This window comes from Tenuibacillus multivorans (genome assembly GCF_900103915.1).
GTDB classification, from domain to species: domain Bacteria; phylum Bacillota; class Bacilli; order Bacillales; family Alkalibacillaceae; genus Tenuibacillus; species Tenuibacillus multivorans.
Map to the genome: position 1 here is coordinate 271,481 of NZ_FNIG01000002.1, position 24,555 is coordinate 296,035.

Sequence of the window (24,555 nt, forward strand, 5' to 3'; positions counted from 1 at the left end):
TGCTTTTGCTATTAATCACTTTGCTTAGTGTTAAAATGGTAATAACGTCAGGATAGGAGTGTATCAATTATGGTATTCAATCATAAGTGGTTAAACCTAGTTCTCATTTCATCCGTGATTCTTGTTTTAACAGCATGTGGTGATGACTCGTCTGAAGCTGATACAACTGGAGATCATCAACAGGAACAAGCTATCGAACCACAATTTGATGTACAAGTAGAGAACTTCAATTATACGAATCAAGATGGTGAACAAGTTTCATTAGATGATTTAAAAGGAACCTATTGGGTGGCCGATTTTATTTTTACAAGCTGTGAAACGGTTTGTCCCCCGATGACAGCTAATATGTCTAAGCTTCAACAAAAGCTTGAAGAAGAAGGTTTAGATGTTCGACTCGTTTCCTTTTCTGTCGATCCACATGTGGACGATCAGGAGGCTTTAAAAGAATTCGGTGATAAATTTGGAGCCGATTATAGTAATTGGGACTTCCTAACAGGATATGATCAAAAAGAAATTGAAAGCTTTGCAGCAGACTCGTTCAAAACGTTAGTGTCGAAAGTCGATGGAAATGATCAAGTGAATCATGGAACGTCCTTCATGATTGTTAACCCAGAAGGTAAAATGATTAATCGTTTCAAAGGAACATCACTTGAAGAGATGGATCAGATCGTGAAATACTTAAATCACTATATGAATTAACATTAAAAAAGTGCCAGATTCTCTTACCGAGAGTCTGGCACTTTTTTTAGTCATTTCTAATGACAAGATATATAATAAGTCCGATTATAGGGAAAAATAATGTCCCAATTAAAACGACAATCGCATACTCTTTACTATTGCCTTTTCGAATGGAATCCCTGTATGCCCAAATACTAGTCACGATGTTTAATATAATAATTAACAACCCAAAAAACATAAAAAAGCCAAAAATTGATACAACTTCCATTTCGTTCTCCCCCTTCTCTAATCATATTATTATAGTTTTAGAATTATATGTAAAGAAGGAGTTTTTCCATCGCTCCCTTTAAAGCTTGGAAGTATTTTTGTTTTTTATATGTTGTGATAAACTTTTAGCTATGTAATGACATAAAAATATCAAACCGATTATAATGATGGATATCCATAAGGCCCCTAATAATTCAAACCGCTGCTGGCCGCTTATGGCTTGTGGGTTAGTTAAGACAATTCCGATTAAGATAACCACACTCGTCGTCACTGATACGACTAAATAACTTAAAGTATAAGTACATTTCTTTTTTACGAGCATTAATATAATCGGCTTAAGTAAAAAATAGGCACATGTCATTAACAGCAAAAATATAGAGATATTGTATAAATGATGTGTAAGCAAATATCCCAACTCATTCCAAAGCATTCGATCACCTCATTTATATTGCTGGAAGGAAGTATGCATCATGAATGAAGTACTTATCGGAAGTTTATTAGCAGGCTTAGCTACTGGCGTCGGTGCTTTACCCGTATTAATCATTCGTAAATTGACTCACAAATGGCGCGATATATTATTAGCATTTGCAGGTGGCGTCATGCTTGCTGCCACATTACTTAGCTTAGTACCTGAAACACTTTCCTATGGTAACTTATATCATTTAATTATCGGCTTATCCATTGGTGCACTTACGTTATCATTATTGGAAAAATCAATTCCACATATACATGTCGAAAGCTTAAATTAATCAATGGACAAGAACGGCCAGCGACACATTCATTTATATTAGGAAACCTGCTCATGGTAACCTTAATTGAAGTATTTTAAACAGAAAGACGGTGAAAATCATTGGAACAATATTTAAATCAAAACGTAAAAGAAATTGAGATATCTGGTATTCGTAAATTTTTTAACCTCGTTCAAGGACAAAAAGACATGGTTTCACTAACCATTGGACAACCAGATTTTCATACCCCCGACCATATTAAGGCATCAACTAAACAAGCATTAGATCAAAACCTAACGACTTACACCCCTAACGCAGGCATACTCGATTTAAGAAAAGCAGTATCTAATTTTGTTAAAACGAATTATAACCTAAACTATCATGCTGAAGATGAAATTATAATTACTGTCGGTGCATCACAGGCAATTGACATTTCACTACGGACGGTTATCACACCTGGCGATGAAGTTATCTTGCCTGGTCCCGTTTATCCTGGATACGAACCACTCATCAAATTGGCTGGAGGAAAACCCGTCTACGTTGATACAAGGGAAAATCAATTCAAATTGACAGCAGAATTAATAGAAAAACATATCACAAAGAAAACAAAATGTGTCATTTTACCCTATCCATCCAATCCAACAGGAGTCTCTTTGGATCAACAGGAGTTACAAGATATAGCGGATTTATTAAAAGATCAACCGATTTTTATTTTAGCGGATGAAATTTATAGTGAACTGACATACGAAAAACCTCACACTTCAATCGGTAGTTTTGATGAAGTTCGAGAACAAACTTTAATCGTACAAGGTGTTTCAAAATCTCATTCCATGACAGGATTTAGAATTGGATTTCTACTTGGACCTCAAGCACTAATAAAACATATTTTAAAGGTTCATCAATACAATGTTTCATGTGCTACTTCAACAAGTCAATATGCAGCTTTGGAGGCTTTAACCAATGGTAGAAAAGATCCTAAGATTATGCGTGATGCCTATTTGGAAAGACGAAATTATGTGATTAAACGACTAGAAATTATGGGAATTGAAGTTATTATACCTGATGGAGCCTTCTATGTTTTTCCTAGATTAGTACCTAGCAGCCAAACATCATTTGATTTTGGTTTAAAATTAGTTGAAGAAGCTCGGCTAGCATTAGTGCCTGGGGATGCCTTTTCCGATTATGGACAAGGCTATATGCGTATATCTTATGCGTATCATCAGGATATTTTGAAAGAAGGGATGGATCGATTAGAATCCTTTATGAAAGATCAATAATAACAATGCTTTGAGCATAACTCTTTTTCATCGGAGACAAGTGATTGATACACATTAAGCAAATAATCAAGCTCCTGAGAGATGCGAATTGATTCTTGGCTGGTATAGCCATGTTTATTGGCTGTTTTTACCATTTTAATGCGAAGTTGCTCTATTTCTTTTTGAAGTTGATTCAATTTCAAGTGATTAGGGCTACTCACTAAAGTCTCCTCCTTAACGTATCGAAACAGTCGCACCTAAAAGAAAATTATGGCATAAAGTACTTATAAGGTAAATAGTACAAAATACCTATAAAAACGAACTGTTTTATTAGTTTTTTAATATTATACCCGTTGATACTTTCTAATAACATAAAATTTCATACACTCAATTTGGACATTATATGGTAGGATGTATATATACTCAACAAGTGAAAGGAAGATTTCCTTGAAAAAAGAAATATGGGAATGGACTAAAGCAATAATCATTGCCGTAATCTTAGCTTTTTTCTTAAGAACGTACGTATTTGCAACGTCAATTGTTGAAGGGACAAGTATGGATCCGACCCTTCACAACGGTGAACGTGTTATTTTCAATAAAGCGATTTATCTTTTAGATGAACCTGAACGTGGAGATATTGTCATTATTCAACACCCTAATAAAAATTATGTTAAACGTGTCATTGGGTTACCTAATGAAACCATACAGGTGATTGATAATGTCTTATACATTAATGGTAAACCAACTGAGCAACCATATTTACCAGAACAACAAAAATTAGAGACTGGTGATTTTGGTCCTGTTGAAATACCTACTGGAGAGTATTTCGTTATGGGGGACAATCGCGATATTAGTAAAGACAGCCGAAATGGCTTAGGTTTTATAGAAGAAGATGATATCATTGGAAGATCAGAAATTATTATTTATCCTTTCGATAATATATCATTGACAAGATAGGGACTGGGACATAACTTAAAATATTAACTATAAAGGCGAACAATACTAGGATTTAGCGGAGGAAATATACGTAGACTCCTGCGGGAGGTGAGGCATGGGTGAGACCCCGCAGTGCGCAAGCACGTGGAGGCTCACCAGCCGCCCGCGGAAAGCGAAGTATATTTCCAGAGCGGGTTATTTGCACTAACCATTTATTCTAGTTGTTCGGATTTTAGTTTGATAAATACACTTTTGACCCAGCCACTATCTCTTTTACATAATTTTTATCTTTTTAGGTAATTTAAGGATGGATTCATTTAATTCCTCAAGTCGCTTCTCAATACGATGTAATAAATAAAATGTTACAAGGATTGGAAAGCCAACTTCTGGAATCCAATTCACCCATGATTCCATTACACATTCACCCTTTCATTACAGAAAAAGGCCTTATCACAAGGCCTTTTTCTTGTTCTATTAGTCTAAAGGAATGTCAGTAACAGCTCGATCAACAATACGAGCCTGATAAATTTCGTTTAATGCACCACCACTTGAGCTAAATACATCATTTTGAAGAATATTATCCATCGCTTGTTTAACCGCCACTGGGTCTGCCGGTTCAATTGGGTTGTCTAATGAAATCGTAACCGTTGAACCTTCTAAGTTTTTAAATTTTAATTCCAGACGTTTAGCCATTTCAACTCCCCCCTTTCATAAGTTTGCTACCAACGTTAACCTTCGTTGACCTCGAATGAATCATTTCTTACCACATTTAGTAATGGGTAAGCTTGAAGAGATGCAAGTGATTGACTGACGGAGTATAATTGATCAGCCGTTGCATCAGTCTTCACTCTGTTAAAGGATTTTTTCTTAGTGATGATTTCGCCGTCCTCATCTTGCCCCGCTTCAAAAACTAGCTGTAGTCGAGAATCCGTTATGATTTGCATTGCCATGCCCTCTCACCTCCATTTCACTCTTACAATCGAAACAAAATAAAAAAAGTGTGAAATGAATGAAACATTTCACACTTTAATAACGTCAAATAAGTATACAATCAATTTGTGAATTTGATTGGTCGTTTTTATGCCATTTTTGATTAATGACTGGCATTATCAAAAATGCAATAACCAATGAAAGTAACTAACACACCTAGACAGATAATACCTAAAGTTGTTTCGATCATTCAAATTCCTCCTTTAGCTACATTCTCTTATTAATTTAGTTTACCAAAAAAATTATATCATATATATTCTTTTTTTTATGCTGAAATATGGTGTAAAATAATTTCATATGCTAATGAAGTAATCAATAATAGATAGATTAGGTGATGGATATGTCATACTGTCCAAAATGTGGGGCCAAAACGTACGAGGAAGAACAATTTTGTGTATCTTGTGGATCACAATTACCAGATAACATAACGGAAAGATATTTAGACGAATCAAAAGGTTTTAATAAATGGTGGTTCGCTCCGATTTCAGTGGTTATTTTTGTATTAGTCTTTGCAATCGGCATCCACTTTTATCTTGAACATCAACAAAATCAAGCTGTTGAAATCTATCAAGAAGGTGTTGAGCTTGCTAATGAAGGCCAGTATATTAATGCTAAAGAGAAATTTGAACAATCGCTAGATTACAAGAGTAACTATCAAGCAGCATCAACAAGTCTAACCTTTATGGATGTCGCAATTGAAATTACGCAATCATTAGAATCAATTGAACCATTAATAGAAGAAGGATCTTATCAGCAGGCTTTTAAACTCACACATGATAATGAGAGTAAACTAAGTCAATATAATGGTGAAGTCGTTAACCAACTATTAACAGAAATTGTTTCAAAACGTAATGAAATCCAAATCGCACAGATTCAAGACCAATTAGATGAAGATGCCAGTATTGACGAGTTAAAAATGCAGCTTTGGAAAGTTGAATCCATTAAAACAGAAGAAGCAAATGAGCTTGAAAGCCAAATGAAAGAACGAATTGTTAATCACTCATTTAATCAAGCTAGTTCTGAACTTAGTGAGAACCAGTTTTCAACAGCACTGGGTATTGTAGATGACGCCTTACGTTACATACCAGACAATGAGCGTCTTCAAAGTCTTAAAACAACGATTGAAAGAGAGAGAATTGCATTCGAAACAGAACAGCAGGAACGAATTGAGCAAGCACTTAACCAATACGAAATGGAACAAGAACAGAATGCAAATAGCGCCGTTGAATTAGTTAATATCGAGGCTAGTACAAATGAAGAAGGCGACACAGTGGTAAAAGGTGAAATTAAAAGTATTGCAACCGTACCCATTTATTCGATTTCAGTTAAATATACACTCCATAATCAAGATGGAGATCAAATACTAGAAAATGAAACATTTGTATTTCCAGAAACACTATATCCAGAAGAATCTGGTGAGTTTGAATATACGCATTTCGATATTGAAGAAGATGTTGTCATAGATAACTGGGAAATTAAATGGTATTTGGAAGGTGAATAAGAAGTGATCATGATGCCACACGCAAAAAAACGCATATTTCCGATTGTATTGTCTATATTGATCCTCATGATAGCTGCCATAGTGATTTATCTTTACTATAGTCATTGGGATGAAGAAGCTTTGGCACAGACCAATGGCATGGTTGAATTCGTTGAAAACGATAAAAGTAAAAAAGACTTACAAACGATCATTCACGAGGCACAAAAGGATGTTGTCCAAATCGAAGCTATTGGTCCTTTTGGGGAAAGTACCGGTTCTGGATTTTTATATAACAACAAAGGCGATATCATTACCAATGCACACGTTGTTAAAAATGCTGATGATATCTTTGTTAAAACATCTGAAGCTCAAACATACCCGGGCGCCTTAATCGGAATCAGTAATACTCAGGATGTAGCAGTCATCCGGGTACCACAATTATCAAACCGAGTTTCATTGGAAATTGATCCGGCATTTGAGCCGTCTGTTGGGGATAACATTATTGCTGTTGGATCACCTCTCAGATTTCAAAATACGGTAACAGAAGGAATCGTTTCTGGACTAGACCGCAGCTTTACCGTTAATAATTATGAATATAAGAATTTGTACCAAGTGTCTGCTAATATTTCACAAGGAAATAGTGGCGGTCCACTCATTCATCAAGGGAATGGTTTGATTATCGGTATTAATACAGCTGCCACAACAGAAGGTAACATGGGATTTAGTATCCCCATTTCTCAGATTTATGATTTAATCCAAATGTGGTCAGCCAAAGCCGATGATGAGGAATTAAACTTTGATGGTGATCCAAATAATTATCAGTCCATCAATCCTGAATCATTAAGAGATGATGCCGAATATTTAATTAACTACTACTATGAAACTTTAAATGTTCGCGATTATTTTACGGCTTACTCTCTACTAGGAAGCAACGAACAAATAAAACGTACCTATCAAGAATTTCGGGAATTAATCGTTCGTGCAGCAAATATTGATGTTCAAAACATGGATTTTGAATTGACCGAAAATGATCGGGTTAAAGCAATCGTCTCTTCGGATCATCACATACGAAAAGATGAAGAAACGATGGAAATTCATCACTATAAATCAACATACAAAATTGGATACGAAAATGATCAACTTAAAATCCTAACATTTGAACGTGAATTACTATCCAAAACTGAAGAAAAACTCGAACCTGAACAAAATGAAGAAGTGGAATAATAAAGTGGCAACCGTTGCCACTTTTTTATTTAATCTCATCCATAAAACTGGGTTAATATCCTTACAACTGAAAGCATCATTACATATACATACATTACAAGCGCACATGGAGGTGATTTGAATGTTTGGAGCAAATTATGGACCAGGTAATGTTGCAGGAAGTAATGTAGGAGGTCACCATGGTGGTTATGGTGGATATGGTGGATACAATAACTTCGCGTTGATTGTTGTCCTATTCATCTTACTCATCATTGTTGGTGCTGCTTTTTATTGCTAAAGACAATAAAGTTTCTTTAAATTAATTATGCCAAAAAGGTGTGACCGGTTTATAACTGGCCACACCTTTTTGTAATCATCATGATAATTTCTTATTAAATAATAAATCAACTTCTTTAACCGGAACAGGCTTACTAAAGTAAAAGCCTTGAACCTCATCACAATTTTCACCATTAAGAAATAATAAGTCCTCTTCATTTTCTACACCCTCCGCAATCACCTTTAAATTAAGTGAATGTGAAAGATGAATAATCGTTTTGACAATTGCAACGTTTTGTTCAGTACGATTTTGGATAAATAAACGATCAATTTTCAGCTTACTGAGTGGAAATTGACTGATATATTTTAACGAAGAATAGCCGGTACCAAAATCATCTAAGGCAACATTAACGCCAAGCTGTTGAAACCCTTTTAGAGTTTCAATAATAAATTGTTCATTGGACATTGCCATGCTTTCGGTTATTTCTAACTCTAAATATTGTGGGTCTAATCCAGTCTCATTTAAGATTGATTCAATATTTCGTACTAAGTCCCGCTGTAGGAATTGCCGCGCTGATAGATTCACACTTACTTTTACCTTTGGCAAACCTAAATCTTGCCACAGCTTATTTTGACGGCATGCCTCACGAATGACCCAGTCTCCTAATTCTACAATCAATCCAGTTTTTTCAGATAACGGTATAAATTCTTTTGGCGGAATGAGGCCTTTTTCTGGGTGATTCCAGCGACATAAGGCTTCTAAACCTATAATCTTTTTGGATTTCATTTCAATCTGTGGCTGAAAAAACAATTCAAAGTCTTGGTTTTTAATAGCTTTATGTAGCTCGTTCTCCATCGTCAGTCTTTCTTTAAAACCTTCTGTTAATGACGTTTTAAAAATTTGATAATCGTTTTTATTCTCCTCTTTAATTAAGTGCATCGCTGTATCAGCTTGTTTGATTAATTGTGAAGCGTGATCACCTAAATCTGGGAAAAGACTGATACCTATACTCACTGATGTATATATTTCATAACCATCTACATTTAGAGGTTGCTTAAAACTATTTATCAGCTTTTGAGCAAATTCCTCCGCTTCCTCTGGCTTATCAACATCCCGCTGAAGAACTAAAAATTCATCACCTGTTACTCGTGCGATAAAGACATCCTCAACGAAAAGTCGCTTTAAACGGTCAGCACACGACTTTAATAATCGATCTCCAAAGTGATATCCTAACGTATCATTAATATGCTTAAAATAATCTAAATCAATAAAATGAACGGCTAACTTGTTTGAATTAAGTATTGCAGAATGTATTTCATCCTTTAGTACCTTTTGAAAATAGTTTCGATTCGGTAAATCCGTTAATTCATCATAATAAGCCATAAATTCAATTTGTTTTTCGTTTTCAACACGCTCTGTAATATTGCGTACAATCGCAATTCTTAATTGATTATTTTTTACATTGATAATTTCAGGAATAATCTCAGTATAAATGTCGCTACCATCTTTCCTTATTCCCTTGACGGTAAAAGAGGATGTTCGTTCAGATTCTACACTTTTTATTAATTTTTTATGGTCATTAGGATGGACTATTTTAAGTACGGATTCGCCTAACAGCTCTGAGCGATTATATCCTGATAAACTAGCAAACGCCTGGTCACAATCGACAATTTTATCACCATCATACATGACAATACCTTCGTATGGCCCATTTATCATATTGTTAAGCGAATAAACAACCGACTCTTTATTGGCTTGTAAACCGCCTTCCTTTAAAAGCATACATACATAATCGCCGAGTTGAATACTTTGCAGCAAAATTAATTTTTCTGGCTTCTTTTTAGTTCGAATCATTAATTCCTTTCCGGTAGGTGTGAGTGAATCTAAATTTAAATAATCCGTGATGTAGGGCTTCGTGTCTGACTGAAGCTGCAATAAATCATGAGTCGATTGATTTAAGGCAACAATTTGCCCCTCCTTATCCACAAATAACACGGCATCTGAAAGGTTTTCAAAAATCCAATCATGAATGGGTAGTTGTAGATTCTCCTCCGTCTTTCGCAAGTATAGTCCCCCTTGTACCTCTTATCCGATATTAATTCTTTCTGTAGGATAACGATAATTACTTTTTGTTTGTTGTTTATTAAAAGTAAATAGGAATGTTAATAAACCAATTCTCCCAATAAACATTAAGAGCATGAGAAGTATTTGACTAAATGATGATAGTTTTGATGTAATCCCTGTTGACAGCCCAGTTGTTCCGAAGGCTGAACTCACTTCAAAAATAATACTGGTAAGCGAAAATGGTTCAATTGCAGTCACAATAATTGTTACAGTGATAAACATAATAATAGCTAATAAGGTTACGACAACAGCCTTAAATAGATCCTCTTCCTCTATTTGGCGTCCAAATATTTTAATATTCGTTTGTCCTCTTGCAAAGGTCAATATGAAGATAATCACCAAGGCAAATGTCGTAGTTCGAATTCCACCACCAACACTACTCGGAGAAGCCCCAATAAACATCATACTTGATAAGAACACTTGTGTTTGTTCGGTAAACGCATTGATATCCATCGTGGTCAACCCAGCACTTCTTGCCGTTGTTGACTGAAACAAGCTTGTAAATAAAATCTCATGCCAGCTTTTATCAGCAAAATAATGATTAAATTCTAAAAATAATATAATGACAAAAGAAAAAGCTAATAATGCAAAATAGGTAAAGGTTGTTAGTTTTGTAAACAACGAAAATCGCTTAAGGTTTCGTTCTTCGGGTGAAATTTTGACATATTCTTTGACCTCAATCAAAACAGGGAATCCGATAGCTCCTGAAATAATCAACAGAATATGTACAAATTGAACAAAATAATCGTGTTGGAACGGCTGTAAGGATGATCCTGTTATATCAAAACCACCATTCGTAACCGCACTAATTGCCGAGAAAAATCCTTGATAATAGGCTTCTAAAATCGAATCATAATAATTTAAATAATAAGTACCTAAAATCATAAACCCAATAAACTCAATCGTTAAAATCAGGATTAACATGTCTTTCACTAGACGTACAATACCCGAAATCGATTGAGTGTTTTGATCCGTCATAATCATACGTCGCTCACGGAATCCTATTTTTCTCCCTAGGATTAGCCAAATTAATGTCCCTAGTGCCATAACTCCTAAACCACCAATTTGTAGAGCTAAGGCAATGACAATTACACCGAAAAAGCTAAAGGACTCAGCCGTTGAAACGACCGTTAACCCTGTCACACTAACCGAACTAACGGATGTAAATAAGACATCCATGAACGATAAACTAACACCGTCTTTATGTGCAATTGGAAGGGATAACAAAATGGTAACTAAGGTTACCGCAGCTACATAATACATCGAGATCAGCTGCACGACGGATAATCGATTAAATAGCTTTCTGACTGTCGACTTTTCTCTGTACATAATGTTTCTCCTTATTAGTCCAAAATTCCTGCTAAAACTACAAACTAATACAAAATTTATAATAAAAAAAGATCATTTAGACTAGAAATATTATATTATTTGGCAAAATGTGACATAAACCCTTGCCTGCTTATGGACAGACTAGGGTTTAAAAATTAGTAAAAGCTTTCTTGATTTTTTTCCTTAAACTTCTTTAATAATGAAACGCCTTGATAACCTGCCTCAATTAAATCCTGTAACATATGTTCAACTTGCTCACGTTCACGGTTAACTAAATTTCCGATAAGTATTACGTTGATATCCCCATCGATTTCATTAACAGAATTGACTTTAGCCACAATCGTCGCTTTAGGATTCGTTGATTTTGTAATTCTTACTTGCACCACAATCTCCTGCTGCCTCTCATGGTTCTCTTGAAACAGTTCATAATAAGATTTGGGGATTAAAAATTCTATTAACCAACGATCCTTATCAATTTCACGATCAATAATTAAACCATCTTGGATACTAATTTCTCGGTTATACAGTTCATCACCCGCTTTTTCTAAAACTTCTATTGAAATAAGCCTAAACGTTTTCATTTTATAACCTTCCTTTCACGTAAATACATTATAAAGGAATTTCTAGGAAGACAAAAGAATCATATATATCTGTCTTTCATATTATAATTTTTTCGAAAAAAATCAACACACACCATCGCATTACTTTTGCCCTATTGATTATTTATTAAACATTTTGAATTAGAAAAAGGCAGTTGAAATAAATTCCAACTGCCTAATTGTTTATTAAACTAACTAAAAATATAAATTATGTTATTGAAAAGTTTCCCGTCCTCTGTTGCCTGTTTGTTTTAATTGCTTCTTATATTTTGTGTAGGACACAATGAGTGCAAACAAAAATAAAACCCATAGGACTGGATTAGTGAATACAATACCTTTCTGTGAAACACCACCAAGTAAACTTAAAATAAGTAGTAATGAGAAAAAGTATATACCTGAAAGGAAAGTAAAAATAAATTCTTGTTTGCTTGATTTAAATACTGGCTCCCCTTTTCGGTGAGTAATACCAGCTAATGCAGTAAAGGTAACAATCCCTACCACCCCTATCGACATATCGATTCCTATATTCGGGAAGAAGTCTATTACGATCATTAAAGTGAGAAATCCCGCTGCTAAAACTTGGGATATAAAATTAACTTTTCTTTTCATACGTAACTTTCACTCACCTTTTAATTAATAATTTTTGACCCATACCGCTTGCGTATAGGCAATTCTCATGCCTGATCGTTCCATATTATTCTGGCTAACAGATGCAAATTTTGCTTGCCCAACAATGAACTCACATTCCTGCAGATAAGCCTGATAAATCCGTTCTCTAATTAAGGCACGATGAACGCCTTTATTTCTCAATGATGGCGTTGTAGCTGAAGCTGCAAGGTTGGCTACACCGTCTTTTTTAAATAAAACACCAATACCAGCTGGTGCGTCATTAATACATGCGAGATAAAAATTCCAATGATCATTATGATATAGTACTGCGTTATTCTGGGCTATGGCACTTTTTAAAAAATCCGGCATTTGGAATCCTTTTGTATATATATCGGCAAAAATACCAAATTCGTTTTCTTTTAAGTTTCTAATTGATACATTGGTATCATTGTTTTCCCGTATATTTAGAGGTTTATACAAAGTGGTATGAAAGTCCAATTGGTAAAAGCCTAATTCATTCAGGTATGTAAGTAACTCAGGTGAAGAATGTGCAGGGGTTATATCAAATCGAACCGGAATATCCTTTTGATTATAATAATCAATGATTTTCTCAACATAATGTTCGTCGCCACTTTTTAGCCCTTTAACCGTATTAAATGCCGGACCTGGTATATTTTTTACGGAGAAGGCGGTTGCACTCCCAAACTGTTCGATCTCTACTCCCATGGGATTCCCATCAAGTGATTTTATAGCGGACAGCCTGGAATATAAGGCTTCAATCACTATACGCTCTAGCTTCTCAGCAAATTCTTTATTTACAACAGTCATTCCTTCACTTCCCCATTCTTCTTACCACCATACTAACATATTTTTTCATATACAAAACAAAGGGGCTGAGACAAAACTTTATTAAAAACATAAAATCCGAACTAGATTTAGTTCAGATTTTATTCACTACGTCAAAATGCTTCGCTTGCCGCGGGCACGGCTCGAGCCTCCTCGGCAGAAAAGCGCCGCCTGCGGGATCTCGAGACTCGTGCTGTTCCCGCAGGCGTCTACGCATTTTGACTCCGTTCATTTTTAATTATATTAGATGATATTGTTCGCCTTTCATCAACCTCTAGATATTTTTGTCCCAGTCTCCCAATGTTATTCTTCATCATTATTTTTAGGATTTTTCTTTTCTTTTTTCCGCAAACGTCTCAGTCTTATTTTCTCGCGAATTGATTTATAGTCTAAAACAACTGTCTTAGGTCTAAATTTATCATCGGCTTTCAGGTCACCTGTTGAAGCTCTCATAAACGACCAGGCGAGTAGGAACATAATAAATATTAACGGAAAGCCACCGACAATACTTGCGGTTTGTAAGGTTGATAAACCACCCAAAAACATTAGAGTTAAGGGTAAAATACATAGTGTAAATGCCCAGAATAAGCGGTTCCAACGCTCTGGTTCACCATTTTCAACTTCTTTTTGAGTGACAGATGCTAAAATATACGAACTGGAATCAAAGGTCGTCGCCAAAAATACAATCGACAGAATAACAAACACAATCACCATGAATCTTGCCAAAGGTAATTGATTAATGATCGAGATAATCGCAACAGGCGCCCCTTGCTCATTCAATACGGAGACAACATCGAAGCTACCGGTTAATTGTAAATAAAGGCCAAAATTCCCCATAATTCCGAAGAATAAAATACAGCCTAATGAACCGTAAATAATCGTACCTACAATCACTTGGCGAATCGTCCGTCCGCGAGAAATACGAGCAATAAATAGACCAACGAACGGCGCATAGACTAACCACCAAGCCCAATAGAAAACGGTCCAAGACTCAGGAAAACCTGTTTCATTAAACCCTTCAATGTTCGCCAAAGGTTCCGTCCAAGTACTCATATGAAAAAAATTATCTAAAATAAGACCGATACTATTGGTAGTTGTCTCAGCAATAAATAATGTTGGACCAGTAACAAATACAAAGATTAGTAAGAAGACTGCCAAGATTAAATTAAAGTCACTTAATCGTTTGATTCCTTCTTTTAACCCTAAATAGGAACTAATCCCAAATATGGCTGTGACACTAAGTAAAATAATCGTCCGAAGAAGCATCGTATCTTCAAGTGGGAAAATATCCGTAACTCCTGTTGTTATTAAAGGTGTACCTAAAGCTAATGTTGTACCTGCACCACCAAGTAAACCGAAGATAAATAGAACATCAATGATTCGGCCAAGAACCGTGTCAGAATTTTTCCCTAAAAGTGGTCTTAATGTTTCACTTATTTTAATAACAGGTGTTTTTCTAACATAAAAGAAATAAGCCATCGGAATGGCTGGTAATGTATAGATCGCCCATGCAATGGGACCCCAGTGAAAAATCCCATAAGTAGATGCCCATTGAATAGCTTCAAGTTGTTGTTCGTTAGGGTCAATCCCAAAAGGCGGTCCTTGATAGTAGAAAGCCCACTCAATCGTTGCCCAGTATAATATACTTGAACCAATTCCAGCACTAAATAACATCCCAGCCCAAGAAGCTGTTCCGAATTCAGGCTTTTCTCCTTTTTCACCAAGTTTAACGTGACCATTCTGACTAAAAGCGACAAAAATTAAGAAGAAGAAAATCCCTAAACCCATGACGAGATATAAAAATCCGAAATTACCTGAAACAAAATCATTAAGTTTGTTAACAAATTCTGTACCAGCTTCAGGATATATAACTAGGGGTATGACAACGGCTAACAGCAATATAAATGCAGCTATAAATGTTGGCCAGTCGATAAATTTTCGATTCATATATTCCTCTCCTTCACGTGTCCTTCTTCTTTACTTTGCTGCAAATGGGAAAAAATTATAATAAAAAAAACGCTTCGGATAAAATTTCTTACCCAAAGCCCTTATGAAAATTACGGTGCTGGTTTTAATATTAATTCGTCACCGTCATATTGGTCGATTGACGTTTGATGATAATCACCTTCAACCCAGTCGATAATTTGGTCATCATACCATTGACTGCGATAATGACCAGCCTGACCTGGACCGACAATATGATAAGACTCAGTCAAGTCCGCCATATCAATGATAAATCGCCACGAAGCTCCGTGATCTGCAATGCCGTTATCCTTAAATGATGCCGCCATTACAGTAACATTACTTCCTCCTACAGGGACGGGTTCTGTTTTGCTAAAGAAACGATCTAATATCGAAATATTGGATAAGGGGTGTGCAAAATAGACTTTATGGTACTCTCCCCAACGCCAATCATCGATACTTTCACCTTGCATGGCTGATAAGTCTTCTATCGTTTTGGTAAAAGCTGTTGATAACACTTGTTCTAGCCCGCCATTTTTATCTATCCATAGGACCTCTTCGCCTTCGTACGCTTGCATGATTAGCTGATCGACATTTTGTCCGCTTCCTTTAAACATCGTTAACACATCTTCTGGGATATGCTTTTGAAATAATTCATCTTCTATATGCTTAACCAATTGATGGAATATGAGTGGTTGAGCCTTATCCTTGTCATCAACATAATCCCATTCTTCTAGTAAATTTACAGCCTTCTGTTCTTGTTCAGATAAATCTACCTGTTTTAAAACATCGATGAATATTGGTGTAAATTGTCTAGCTTGCAGATTCATTTGGTCCATTTGTAAGTCCATCATATCCTCAACAGTTAAATCATTAGAGTTCTCTAATACCTCATGAATCCTTGTATAACGGTATGGTTGCGCCCAAATATGGCTGATATGATATGGATACTGATCTGTGATAACCTTATTATTCGCCGTTGCTATAAATCCTTTTTCTGGATTGATCAAGGTCGGCAACTCATCGAATGGAATAAACTCATCTAGATCATACTCACTTTTCCAACCTGGTAATGGAAGCAACGCATGATCACGATTTACATATTTCGGTATTTTTCCATTTGCTTTATAAGCAATCGTTCCATCCTTAGATGCGAACACAAAGTTTTGCGCTGGCGCATGGAAATTTTCCAAAGCCTTCTCGAATTCTTCCCAATTGGTGGCTCTATTGAACTCAAGTACGGCTGCTAATTCCGTTGTTGGCTCAAGTGCCGTCCAATCAACAGAAAATGCAGTCGTTGTATCAACTTCATCCGTTCCATTCGCAAATTCCGAAATGATAGGACCATGCTTTGTTTCAACAATCTCATATTCTACTGGGTCCTGATCTTTGACATGAATCGTTTCAGTAATGACATCGGCTTCGACCCACTCATCATCATATAAAAATAAATGTGGATTCTCTTCATGCCTTTTTTCAAGGTACAACTGTTGTACATCTGGTCCAACATTCGTCACTCCCCATGCAATGTGCTCATTTTGACCGAGAATGACACCCGGAACGCCAGCGAAAATTACACCTGATACATTATAGTTTTCTGACTGTAAATGAACTTGATACCAAATCGATGGCGTCGCAAGTCCTAAATGAGGATCATTGGCTAATAAAGGCCTCCCAGACGCCGTTTTATCTCCGCTAACCACCCAATTATTACTCCCGTTAAATTCATGGGTCCGTGGTGCCCGAGTTAAGCTGGCTGTCACATCAACATACTCCTCATCAGAAATATTCGTTAAAGCATCTTCAGGATACGTCGGAAATAGTTCATACGCTTCTTCCTCATTGAAATGATTCAATAAGTAATAGTTGAAAGCTTGCCGTTCCCAATGGCCACCTAAATCATAGGCCATGTATTTTCCAATCGTTAGGGAATCAACCACCGTCCAATCGCGCATGTCATCAATCCCCATGAGTTTAAACTCAACAGGAAAGGCATTATTTACATTTGCTTCTTCAATGTATTGATTAACACCTTCAGCATAAGCTTCTAATGCCTTAAGTTCTTCGTCGTCATATAGTTCTAGCGATTGTTCAGCTGCACGTCTCAGGCCTAAGCTTCTGAAATACTTATCTTGATTTAAGGCGGCTTCTCCAGCAACCTCGCTTAATTCCCCAGAAGCTTGTCTCCTTGACATTTCCATTTGAAACAACCTGTCCTGTGCTGTGACATAGCCTTGAGCATAAAATAAATCGTAGTCATTTGCGGCTTTAATATGAGGAACACCTTTTTCATCTCTCACCACTTCTACAGTCTGATTTAAATCACTTAATTCAATTTCACCCTCTGTTTGGGCTAGAGACCGATTTATGTAAGCGTTAACATAAATAAGTAAAGAGGCTCCTACTACAAGCAGTAAACCCACTACAATCAATGACCATTTTACCCATGGCCTCATTTTCCTTGATTTAACTATTTCTATTTCTTTCTGTTCCTTTGGAATTGCCACTAATCATTCCCCCCTTTTATTTAATTTTACAAAAATTATAACTTTTTAACAATTTAGTGTTATCTTAGTCTATTTTATTTCCATTGCCCTCCTTTTTGTTTACAATGATAATGGGTGATAAAATAACATGTTAAAATGGATTCCTAGCTTTTTAATACTTGTATCATTCATTTCATTAATCGTTCTGATGACAACGTTCAAGACCATATGGCTGTTCATAACCGTCCCTAGTTTATTTTTCGTAACGGCTATATGGGCGTTTATTTATAGGAAGTCAAATATTAATCAACTCATTTTTTATATCGCAATTGGTGTATTGGCGGGTATGATCGCCTTTTCACTTATGTGATAGATTTCAGACGAGGTGACACTTCATGCAACCAAAACATAAAGCACTTTTAGTAGGTATAATAGGCGTAGTCGTGTTAGCAGGGATTATTTTATATTCTACGTATGTTGGACTTAAAGAAAATCCTGATCGCGTTCAGCAGGTTAAGGAGGGGGCTGAACAATACTTAAGCGAAAATTTCGATGAATCATATGAAATAGTTGATACCCTACATGATAATGTTAGTGTATACGATCAGTTTAATTATGCCGCCATAGTTGAATCAGACCAAGAAGATTTTCAATTCTTAGTCTATGAACACTCAGAAACAGGGGAATACATGGATAGTTATGTTGCCGAAACGTGGGAGTATGAGTTAGAAAGCTTTCTCAAACCTTTACTACATGAAGCCTATGATGAAAATAACATCAAAGAACTTTGGATGACATTTCCTAAAGATATCGAACATCAATTAAATATTGATAAAAATAATATTCCACCTCTTGAGGAAAATGATTTAAACCCCATTATACGTCTTACACTTGATCGAGGAGAAAAAGATCAAGATGAAGCGAAACTTGATCAAATCATTGAACAGATTCAAGAAGAATTTAACATCTCAAGTGGACATGTCACGCTTGCCTTCAATGATTCAGCCTTATTTTTCAAAGACAGTAATATATTAAAAGAATTTTAATGGAAGCTTTGATAGGCTTCCTTTAAATTATTAATTGCTCTATATCTTTTTTAATCTTATCCGGAGAAACCTGCGGCGCATATCGCCTGACAACTTGGCCATTTTGATCCACTAAGAATTTAGTAAAATTCCACTTAATCTCTCCGTTTAAGAAACCTTTCTTCTGTTCCGTTAAGAAAGTAAATAATGGGGACTGGTATTCACCTTTTACATCAATCTTCTTAAACATTGGAAAATTAACCCCATAATTGGTTTGACAAAACTCAAGGATGTCATCTTGATTAGAGTATTCCTGGTTCATAAATTGATCACACGGGAAGCCAAGCACTGTAAACCCACGGTCTTTGTGTTCATTATATAGTTCCTGCAACCCTTCGAACTGAGGCGTAAAGCCACATTTACTTGCTGTATTCACAATTAATAATACCTGTCCTTCAAAATCACTCAACGGTTGTAATTCATCTTGACTTGTCTGAACTTCTATATCATAAATTCTCAAGTCTACACCACCTTTAACTTTTATGTTCATTCGTATAACAGTTGTCACAATATAATTTTTGGCCCTCATAAACGCCATTTAAAAAGCCATTTTCACAATATACGGGCTTTTTGCAACCTTCACAGTAACCGACTAATTCCTTCATACATTCACCACCTTATCAATACCCTAACTGAAAAATAGTAAACGTTTATATATATTAAATCAGCAGTATGAAAAATTCTTCATTAATGTTCGCATATGTTTTAGCGAACTACCGTTATAACCATAATTTTAATGAATTTGGTCCACTGTTTCAAATTTTTCAATATATTCAAACAATGATATCATAAGAGGTTGACGTCAATGGGATTAAAATCAAGTCTATATAAGTTCTTGCGTATTTGGAATGATGTCGATGCGGTACGTAAAGGACGTGCCGGTAAACGAATTGGACGTAGAGCTGCAGGTAAAGCAACCGGAAAAGCATTAAAAAAATTGTTTAAATAAAATATAGGAGCGGCCCTTTAGCCACTCCTTCTATATCATCATGCTGTTAGAGCATGTTGTTATTAATCATCTAATTCAATTTCAAGAATGGAACCTGTATAGGCATCGACTTTAACCTCTGAATTTAAGGTACCTTTTAACTCAATGTCATAATATAATTGATTGTCATCTTCATCTAATTCCACTTCAGCTACTTTTCCAGCTGAGACACCTAAAGCAATTTTAACGGCTTGTTCTTTACTGATGGTGGACTGTTCTGACTGTTTCTGATTGTTGTCTTGGTTATCTTGGTTTTCTTGATTATCTTTATTTTCCTGGTTTTCTTGATTTTCTTGGTTTTCAGTTGTCTTAGTTTCCGTTTTAGTTTTGATTGTTGGCTCAGACTTCACATCGCTTTTGGTTGAAGTATTTAAATCCGTTTTAATATTGGTCCCTTGCTTAGCCTTATGTTTTCGATCATCATTATCTGATTCTTCTACTTTTAAAACCTCACCTGTGTACGCATCAATATAAAGCTCGTATTGTTTAGACTTATTATTTACCTCAACCTCAAAATAAGTATGTGCATCACCTTCTGTTTCTAATTCAACTTCTTCGATTGTTCCTTCCACTTCACTTAATACAATATCTTGTAATTCCTCTACACCAATTAATTTATTAGTATTTAATGCGGCTTGAGATCCCATTTCACTTTCCACTTCCAATCCTGATTTTGAAGAAGTTGATGTCATAGAATCACTAAGTGCTGATGCCCCTATTGCTCCACCTACTGCTACTGAACTTGCCAATGCACCGACTAATAATTTTCGTTTCACTTTGGATTACCTCCTAGGTTTTTAATGTTTCTAACTATAAGATACCTAGTCAACATGAGAAAACGAATAAGAGAAAATTAAAAAACGATTAGAAATTTATAAGAAAATGAAAAAATGATGGTTTTCAGATTATGCTTAAGTATAAAAAAGCTTGCAGAAAACTAATCGTTTTCTACAAGCTTCAAAGTTCTACTTATCATCTTGGTCATCATCGTCATCATCATCTTCGTCCCACAAAATATAGCTTTTTCCGTTTAATGCATTAATTTGAATGGTCACATCTTGCTCTAAAGCGACATCCATTTCAATCATATAATAGATTGTTCCATTGATTTCTTTTCGATCAATGTCATCGATATCGCCATCCCATTTTTGTAAGGCAATCTCTTTTGCTTCTTCCAGGTTAATTGGGGTTTCTTTCTCTAATTCTTTAATATCGACGATGGAAATTTCGCCAGTGATAGCATCAATTTCAACTTCAAATAATTCCGTGTCACTTTCTACTTCTATTTGATAATAAGGTTCTCCAGTGTCAACTAACTTTGAAAAGGTAATTTGACCATTAATTTCATTTTTTACCTTCTCCTTAACCTCTTGTTCTGATAAAACGGATTGATCATCTTCTTGCGTTGTATCATCTGCATCATTAGGTTCAGGCTCATTCTCTGGTGCATCGTTTTGTTCGTTGGGTTCACGTTTATCTTCCGTAGTATTGCTGTTGTCGTCCGTTTGTTCCTCTTTGTTTTTTTCAATCATTTCAATTTCAACTAAAGACCCTGTATGTTTATCAACCGTAACATTGTAGACCCCATACTGTACGTTAACCTCTATAATGTAATGCTTTCCATCATCGTCAATTTGACTAATATCTCCAGAAAATCTGTCTGATACGATATTTTCCGCTTCTTTCTTTGTAATTTCTTCTGCAGATGTGGATTCGAATAAAAATTGCTGTGCAAGAATAAACACAACAATGGTAATGATTGACCCTCCCAACATCCACCAAATTCTCTCTTTAACCATGAGAACCTTCCTTCTAAGCTATAATGTTATCTATATCATATCCAACCGACATTAAAATTTAATGAGAATCAAGTGAGTTTATGGTTAAAATAACGGTTGTGCCAACGTTTTCCTGGCTATCAACCTGAATATCAACTTGAATTGCTTCAGCTAATTCCCTCGCAACTGTTAACCCTAAGCCAGTCCCACCTTCATCCCGGTTTCTTGCCTCGTCCACACGATAAAAGCGATCAAACACGCGGCTTTGCGCTGATTTTGGGATACCAATTCCGTAATCAGTGATTTTAATTGCAGGTTTTTGGCTTACATGCATAACCTCAACCTTTATCAGATCATCACTATATTTTCTCGCATTATCTAAAAAAATATATAATAACTGCTTCAACTTTTGCTCGTCAGTTTGAATCGTTATATCTTCTTTAGCATCAATTTGAATGTCCCGTTTATAAGCCCGATCAAAGTTATCGCTAACTTGTTCTACTACCTGGTTAATCTGAACGTCTTCAATTTCAAGCACCCAATCCTTATCGCGATTGACTAACAATAATAACTGTTCAGTTAAGTCTTTCATTCTTAACGATTCTGAATGGATTGCCTCTATAGATTCTTTAATAAGTTCGGGTCGCTCGAGCCCTCTTCGTTTAATGAGATTGGCATAGCTCTCGATGATGGTGATCGGTGTTCTTAATTCATGCGAAGCATTAGACACAAAAGCTTCCTGTTTTTCGTAGTTTTCCTTTAATAAATCCATTAACTCATTAAACGTCTGGCTCATCGTAAATAACTCGTCGTTCGAGTGTTTATTCAGTGGTATATGTTTAAACGTATGACTGCTTTTAATATCATTCATCGTTTGAATCAGTGATTGAATAGGTCGTATGATTAAATCTGACAATAGCTTTCCTGAAACAATGATCGGAATGATTGCAATGACGGTCACTAGAGTCAGCACAAGCCTTAACGTCATAAGGTTATCTTCAACGAGTTCAAGGCTTTCAAATACTTGTAAATAGACGACCTGCCCATCTGACCAAATAGCCGGTACTTGAATGACTCCATACTTTGTATCTTGATGCGATATAATCTCTGACTGCCTACCTCTTTCAAAGGTAAAATGAATATTTGAAGTCACTTCTCCTGATGCTACTGCAGTAATAAGATTGCCTTCTGAATTCACGATTCGGGCCATTCCGTTACTTGGAACATAGACTCCGAGTATATCCTCAAATGAAAAAAACTCATTGGCTTCCTGCAATCCAGACAAAATGTTTTCCGTATCCGATTCAATACGTTCCATTTCACGATCATACGTGATGTCCGTAAACGTAAAATATATGGTTAATGATAATATGATGATGATGGTTATGAATAGAAATGTTGTATACAGGAAAATTTTATTTTTTAACTTCATAAGCATCCTTCAAAACATAGCCAACGCCTCTTACCGTATGGATTAATTCACGGTCCGTATCAGCGTCAACCTTTTTCCTCAAATAACGGACGTACACATCAACGACATTCGTATCGCCTACATAATCAAATCCCCAAACCGCATCTAACATCTGCTCACGATTTAAAACCTGACGTTTGTTGTTTAAAAAATAAACTAATAAATCAAATTCCCTCGGTGTGAGCTCAAGAGACTTGTCTCCACGATACACTTCGCGAGTCCCGATATTGAGTTTCAAATCAGCAAAAGTTAACCATTCTTCTTGGTCTTCTTGTTCACCGTGGTTATGCTGACGTAAAGCAGCTCTAATTCTGGCTAACAATTCTTCAATTTGAAAAGGTTTCGTAATGTAATCATTGGCCCCTAGATCAAGGCCTGTCACTTTATCTTCAATAGAATCTTTAGCTGTTAGAAGTAAGATTGGAGTGATTGGGTCGTCATTGCGAATACGTCTTAACAGCTCAATCCCACTCATTTCTGGAAGCATGATATCGAGTAAGATTAAATCCCATTTTTGCTTGCGATACTGTTCTAATCCTCCATAGCCTGTGTGCGCTTTTTCAACTTGATAACCTTCATAGTTTAATTCAAGTTCTAATACACGGGCAATTTTTTCTTCATCTTCTATGACTAAAATCGTTGTGTCTGACAATCCAAACACCTTCTTTCGCTAAACGTCTAAATTTTCTTTCACATATATGGTACCATATAATTAGAAAGGTGTGGTATGATGACTAAATGCCCACATTGTCGTCATTCGTATCGTTATAAGGAACTTTTACCATTTAGTTGGCGGTCCAGAATCGGGGTTGTTTGTTCAAATTGTAATCAGACTTCTTATCTTTCAGCCAAATTTAAAAAACAATCAACGATCATTGCCGTTATAACCCCTATTCTTATTTTTTCACTTAACGTATTTGAAGTTCCCATTCAACTTATGTTTGTTATATTATTAGTCTTTTTATGTGCTTTAATATTTGCACAGCCTTTTTGGGTGAGATTATCTAAGGAGGAGGAACCCTTATGGTAAAAGGAATCGTCCTGTTTGACGGTGTATGTAACTTATGTAATGGGTTAGTCCAGTTTATTTTGAAACGAGATCAACGTGACCACTTTCGCTTTGCATCGTTACAAGGCGAAACCGGTCAGCAACTTCTAAAGGAAAAACGCATTTCCACTGATTTAGACAGTTTTATTTATATTAGCGATAAACGGGTTTACACTAAGTCATCGGCTGCTTTACAGGTTGTTAAACATTTACCTGGTTTGTGGAAAGGCCTTTACATCTTTGTCGTGATTCCCAAATTTATACGGGATTGGCTTTACGCATTTGTGGCCACAAATCGATACAAATGGTTTGGTAAACAGGACTACTGTATGATGCCGAAGCCTGAGTATAAACAGAAGTTCCTCGACTAAAAAACGGAGAACACTTCCCTTGATAAAACGTTCTCCGTTTTATT

Annotated in this window: 29 protein-coding genes and 1 pseudogene; 12 read left to right on the plus strand and 18 right to left on the minus strand. The window is 35.9% G+C overall.

The annotated features are described in order from the left end of the window. Window positions 1-69 precede the first annotated feature (69 nt). Window positions 70-699, plus strand: coding sequence for an SCO family protein (locus BLP77_RS04055; protein WP_093855832.1), 630 nt, complete (start codon window positions 70-72; stop codon window positions 697-699). A 46-nt stretch (window positions 700-745) separates the two neighbouring features. Here BLP77_RS04055 and BLP77_RS04060 read toward each other — a convergent pair whose 3' ends face one another. Beyond that, window positions 746-946, minus strand: coding sequence for a PLDc N-terminal domain-containing protein (locus BLP77_RS04060; protein WP_093855833.1), 201 nt, complete (start codon window positions 944-946; stop codon window positions 746-748). 469 nt (window positions 947-1,415) lie between these two features. Between BLP77_RS04060 and BLP77_RS04070 the strand changes: the two genes are divergently transcribed. Then, entirely contained in the window at window positions 1,416-1,694 is a 279-nt protein-coding gene (locus tag BLP77_RS04070; RefSeq protein WP_093855835.1) for a ZIP family metal transporter, read from the plus strand. Window positions 1,695-1,795: 101 nt separating this feature from the next. Continuing rightward, window positions 1,796-2,950 (plus strand): aminotransferase A, encoded by a 1,155-nt coding sequence (locus BLP77_RS04075; protein WP_093855836.1) that lies wholly within the window; start codon window positions 1,796-1,798, stop codon window positions 2,948-2,950. On the opposite strand, the gene BLP77_RS04080 is transcribed toward BLP77_RS04075, so the two are convergent. Next, the gene (locus BLP77_RS04080) at window positions 2,944-3,150 is read right to left on the minus strand and encodes an aspartyl-phosphate phosphatase Spo0E family protein (protein WP_261753259.1); all 207 of its coding nucleotides are present in this window, start codon (window positions 3,148-3,150) and stop codon (window positions 2,944-2,946) included. The two genes, BLP77_RS04075 and BLP77_RS04080, sit on opposite strands and share 7 nt — an antisense overlap. A gap of 190 nt (window positions 3,151-3,340) precedes the next feature. Between BLP77_RS04080 and lepB the strand changes: the two genes are divergently transcribed. Continuing rightward, window positions 3,341-3,886, plus strand: a complete 546-nt coding sequence (lepB, locus tag BLP77_RS04085) for a signal peptidase I (protein ID WP_093855837.1) — start codon at window positions 3,341-3,343, stop codon at window positions 3,884-3,886. Between the two features lie 252 nt (window positions 3,887-4,138). Here the strand turns inward: lepB and BLP77_RS04090 are convergent, their stop codons facing one another. The 3 genes from BLP77_RS04090 to BLP77_RS04100 are packed head-to-tail and all read right to left on the minus strand — an operon-like array spanning window position 4,139 to window position 4,815. Continuing rightward, window positions 4,139-4,279, minus strand: coding sequence for a YvrJ family protein (locus BLP77_RS04090; protein WP_093855838.1), 141 nt, complete (start codon window positions 4,277-4,279; stop codon window positions 4,139-4,141). Between the two features lie 60 nt (window positions 4,280-4,339). Further along, window positions 4,340-4,558 carry a DUF2922 domain-containing protein gene (locus tag BLP77_RS04095; protein ID WP_093855839.1) on the minus strand — a complete coding sequence of 73 codons (219 nt, stop codon included), beginning with the start codon at window positions 4,556-4,558 and terminating at the stop codon, window positions 4,340-4,342. A 35-nt stretch (window positions 4,559-4,593) separates the two neighbouring features. After that, window positions 4,594-4,815, minus strand: coding sequence for a DUF1659 domain-containing protein (locus tag BLP77_RS04100; protein ID WP_093855840.1), 222 nt, complete (start codon window positions 4,813-4,815; stop codon window positions 4,594-4,596). A 380-nt stretch (window positions 4,816-5,195) separates the two neighbouring features. On the opposite strand from BLP77_RS04100, the gene BLP77_RS04105 reads away from it, so the two are divergent. From BLP77_RS04105 to BLP77_RS15990, 3 genes and pseudogenes are all read left to right on the plus strand, one after another. Then, window positions 5,196-6,356, plus strand: a complete 1,161-nt coding sequence (locus tag BLP77_RS04105; protein WP_093855841.1) for a zinc-ribbon domain-containing protein — start codon at window positions 5,196-5,198, stop codon at window positions 6,354-6,356. Window positions 6,357-6,368: 12 nt separating this feature from the next. Next, window positions 6,369-7,559 (plus strand): S1C family serine protease, encoded by a 1,191-nt coding sequence (locus tag BLP77_RS04110; protein ID WP_176752950.1) that lies wholly within the window; start codon window positions 6,369-6,371, stop codon window positions 7,557-7,559. Window positions 7,560-7,758: 199 nt separating this feature from the next. Beyond that, a pseudogene (locus tag BLP77_RS15990) lies at window positions 7,759-7,836 on the plus strand (YjcZ family sporulation protein); the annotation flags it as partial. A gap of 78 nt (window positions 7,837-7,914) precedes the next feature. Here the strand turns inward: BLP77_RS15990 and BLP77_RS04120 are convergent. The 7 genes from BLP77_RS04120 to BLP77_RS04150 form a co-directional block, all read right to left on the minus strand. Then, window positions 7,915-9,879: an EAL domain-containing protein gene (locus BLP77_RS04120; RefSeq protein ID WP_093855844.1), complete on the minus strand. Its 1,965-nt coding sequence runs from the start codon at window positions 9,877-9,879 to the stop codon at window positions 7,915-7,917. Between the two features lie 21 nt (window positions 9,880-9,900). Then, a complete protein-coding gene (locus BLP77_RS04125; protein WP_093855845.1) occupies window positions 9,901-11,268 on the minus strand; it encodes a TrkH family potassium uptake protein in 1,368 nt (455 codons plus the stop codon). A gap of 155 nt (window positions 11,269-11,423) precedes the next feature. Further along, a complete protein-coding gene (locus BLP77_RS04130) occupies window positions 11,424-11,849 on the minus strand; it encodes a YwpF family protein (protein WP_093855846.1) in 426 nt (141 codons plus the stop codon). Window positions 11,850-12,080: 231 nt separating this feature from the next. Further along, window positions 12,081-12,476, minus strand: coding sequence for a hypothetical protein (locus tag BLP77_RS04135; protein WP_093855847.1), 396 nt, complete (start codon window positions 12,474-12,476; stop codon window positions 12,081-12,083). Between the two features lie 24 nt (window positions 12,477-12,500). Further along, window positions 12,501-13,304: a GNAT family N-acetyltransferase gene (locus BLP77_RS04140; protein ID WP_093855848.1), complete on the minus strand. Its 804-nt coding sequence runs from the start codon at window positions 13,302-13,304 to the stop codon at window positions 12,501-12,503. A 321-nt stretch (window positions 13,305-13,625) separates the two neighbouring features. After that, the gene (locus BLP77_RS04145; RefSeq protein ID WP_093855849.1) at window positions 13,626-15,269 is read right to left on the minus strand and encodes a BCCT family transporter; all 1,644 of its coding nucleotides are present in this window, start codon (window positions 15,267-15,269) and stop codon (window positions 13,626-13,628) included. 110 nt (window positions 15,270-15,379) lie between these two features. Continuing rightward, window positions 15,380-17,740, minus strand: a complete 2,361-nt coding sequence (locus tag BLP77_RS04150; protein WP_093855994.1) for a penicillin acylase family protein — start codon at window positions 17,738-17,740, stop codon at window positions 15,380-15,382. A gap of 178 nt (window positions 17,741-17,918) precedes the next feature. Here BLP77_RS04150 and BLP77_RS04155 point away from each other — a divergent pair, with 178 nt between their 5' ends. Continuing rightward, entirely contained in the window at window positions 17,919-18,140 is a 222-nt protein-coding gene (locus BLP77_RS04155; protein ID WP_093855850.1) for a hypothetical protein, read from the plus strand. A gap of 25 nt (window positions 18,141-18,165) precedes the next feature. Further along, window positions 18,166-18,816, plus strand: coding sequence for a hypothetical protein (locus BLP77_RS04160; protein ID WP_093855851.1), 651 nt, complete (start codon window positions 18,166-18,168; stop codon window positions 18,814-18,816). A 22-nt stretch (window positions 18,817-18,838) separates the two neighbouring features. Here the strand turns inward: BLP77_RS04160 and BLP77_RS04165 are convergent, their stop codons facing one another. Beyond that, entirely contained in the window at window positions 18,839-19,315 is a 477-nt protein-coding gene (locus BLP77_RS04165) for a glutathione peroxidase (RefSeq protein ID WP_371859611.1), read from the minus strand. Window positions 19,316-19,328: 13 nt separating this feature from the next. Then, window positions 19,329-19,460 carry a hypothetical protein gene (locus tag BLP77_RS16105; RefSeq protein WP_261753382.1) on the minus strand — a complete coding sequence of 44 codons (132 nt, stop codon included), beginning with the start codon at window positions 19,458-19,460 and terminating at the stop codon, window positions 19,329-19,331. 200 nt (window positions 19,461-19,660) lie between these two features. Here BLP77_RS16105 and BLP77_RS15770 point away from each other — a divergent pair, with 200 nt between their 5' ends. Next, a complete protein-coding gene (locus BLP77_RS15770; protein ID WP_176752951.1) occupies window positions 19,661-19,804 on the plus strand; it encodes a hypothetical protein in 144 nt (47 codons plus the stop codon). A 62-nt stretch (window positions 19,805-19,866) separates the two neighbouring features. Here the strand turns inward: BLP77_RS15770 and BLP77_RS04170 are convergent, their stop codons facing one another. The 4 genes from BLP77_RS04170 to BLP77_RS04185 all read right to left on the minus strand — a co-directional run bounded on the left by BLP77_RS04170 (window position 19,867) and on the right by BLP77_RS04185 (window position 23,744). Continuing rightward, on the minus strand, window positions 19,867-20,619 hold the full coding sequence (locus BLP77_RS04170) for a PepSY domain-containing protein (RefSeq protein ID WP_093855853.1): 753 nt from the start codon (window positions 20,617-20,619) through the stop codon (window positions 19,867-19,869). A gap of 189 nt (window positions 20,620-20,808) precedes the next feature. Then, window positions 20,809-21,642, minus strand: coding sequence for a PepSY domain-containing protein (locus BLP77_RS04175; protein ID WP_093855854.1), 834 nt, complete (start codon window positions 21,640-21,642; stop codon window positions 20,809-20,811). Between the two features lie 58 nt (window positions 21,643-21,700). Continuing rightward, on the minus strand, window positions 21,701-23,053 hold the full coding sequence (locus BLP77_RS04180) for a sensor histidine kinase (RefSeq protein ID WP_176752952.1): 1,353 nt from the start codon (window positions 23,051-23,053) through the stop codon (window positions 21,701-21,703). After that, window positions 23,037-23,744, minus strand: a complete 708-nt coding sequence (locus BLP77_RS04185) for a response regulator transcription factor (RefSeq protein ID WP_093855856.1) — start codon at window positions 23,742-23,744, stop codon at window positions 23,037-23,039. Before BLP77_RS04185 ends, BLP77_RS04180 begins: the two co-directional genes overlap by 17 nt. 78 nt (window positions 23,745-23,822) lie before the next feature. Here BLP77_RS04185 and BLP77_RS16230 point away from each other — a divergent pair, with 78 nt between their 5' ends. Both BLP77_RS16230 and BLP77_RS04195 read left to right on the plus strand, forming a co-directional pair. Further along, window positions 23,823-24,122: a TIGR04104 family putative zinc finger protein gene (locus tag BLP77_RS16230; protein ID WP_176752953.1), complete on the plus strand. Its 300-nt coding sequence runs from the start codon at window positions 23,823-23,825 to the stop codon at window positions 24,120-24,122. Then, window positions 24,116-24,511 carry a thiol-disulfide oxidoreductase DCC family protein gene (locus BLP77_RS04195; RefSeq protein ID WP_093855858.1) on the plus strand — a complete coding sequence of 132 codons (396 nt, stop codon included), beginning with the start codon at window positions 24,116-24,118 and terminating at the stop codon, window positions 24,509-24,511. The genes BLP77_RS16230 and BLP77_RS04195 overlap by 7 nt, the downstream gene beginning before the upstream one ends. Window positions 24,512-24,555 lie beyond the last annotated feature (44 nt).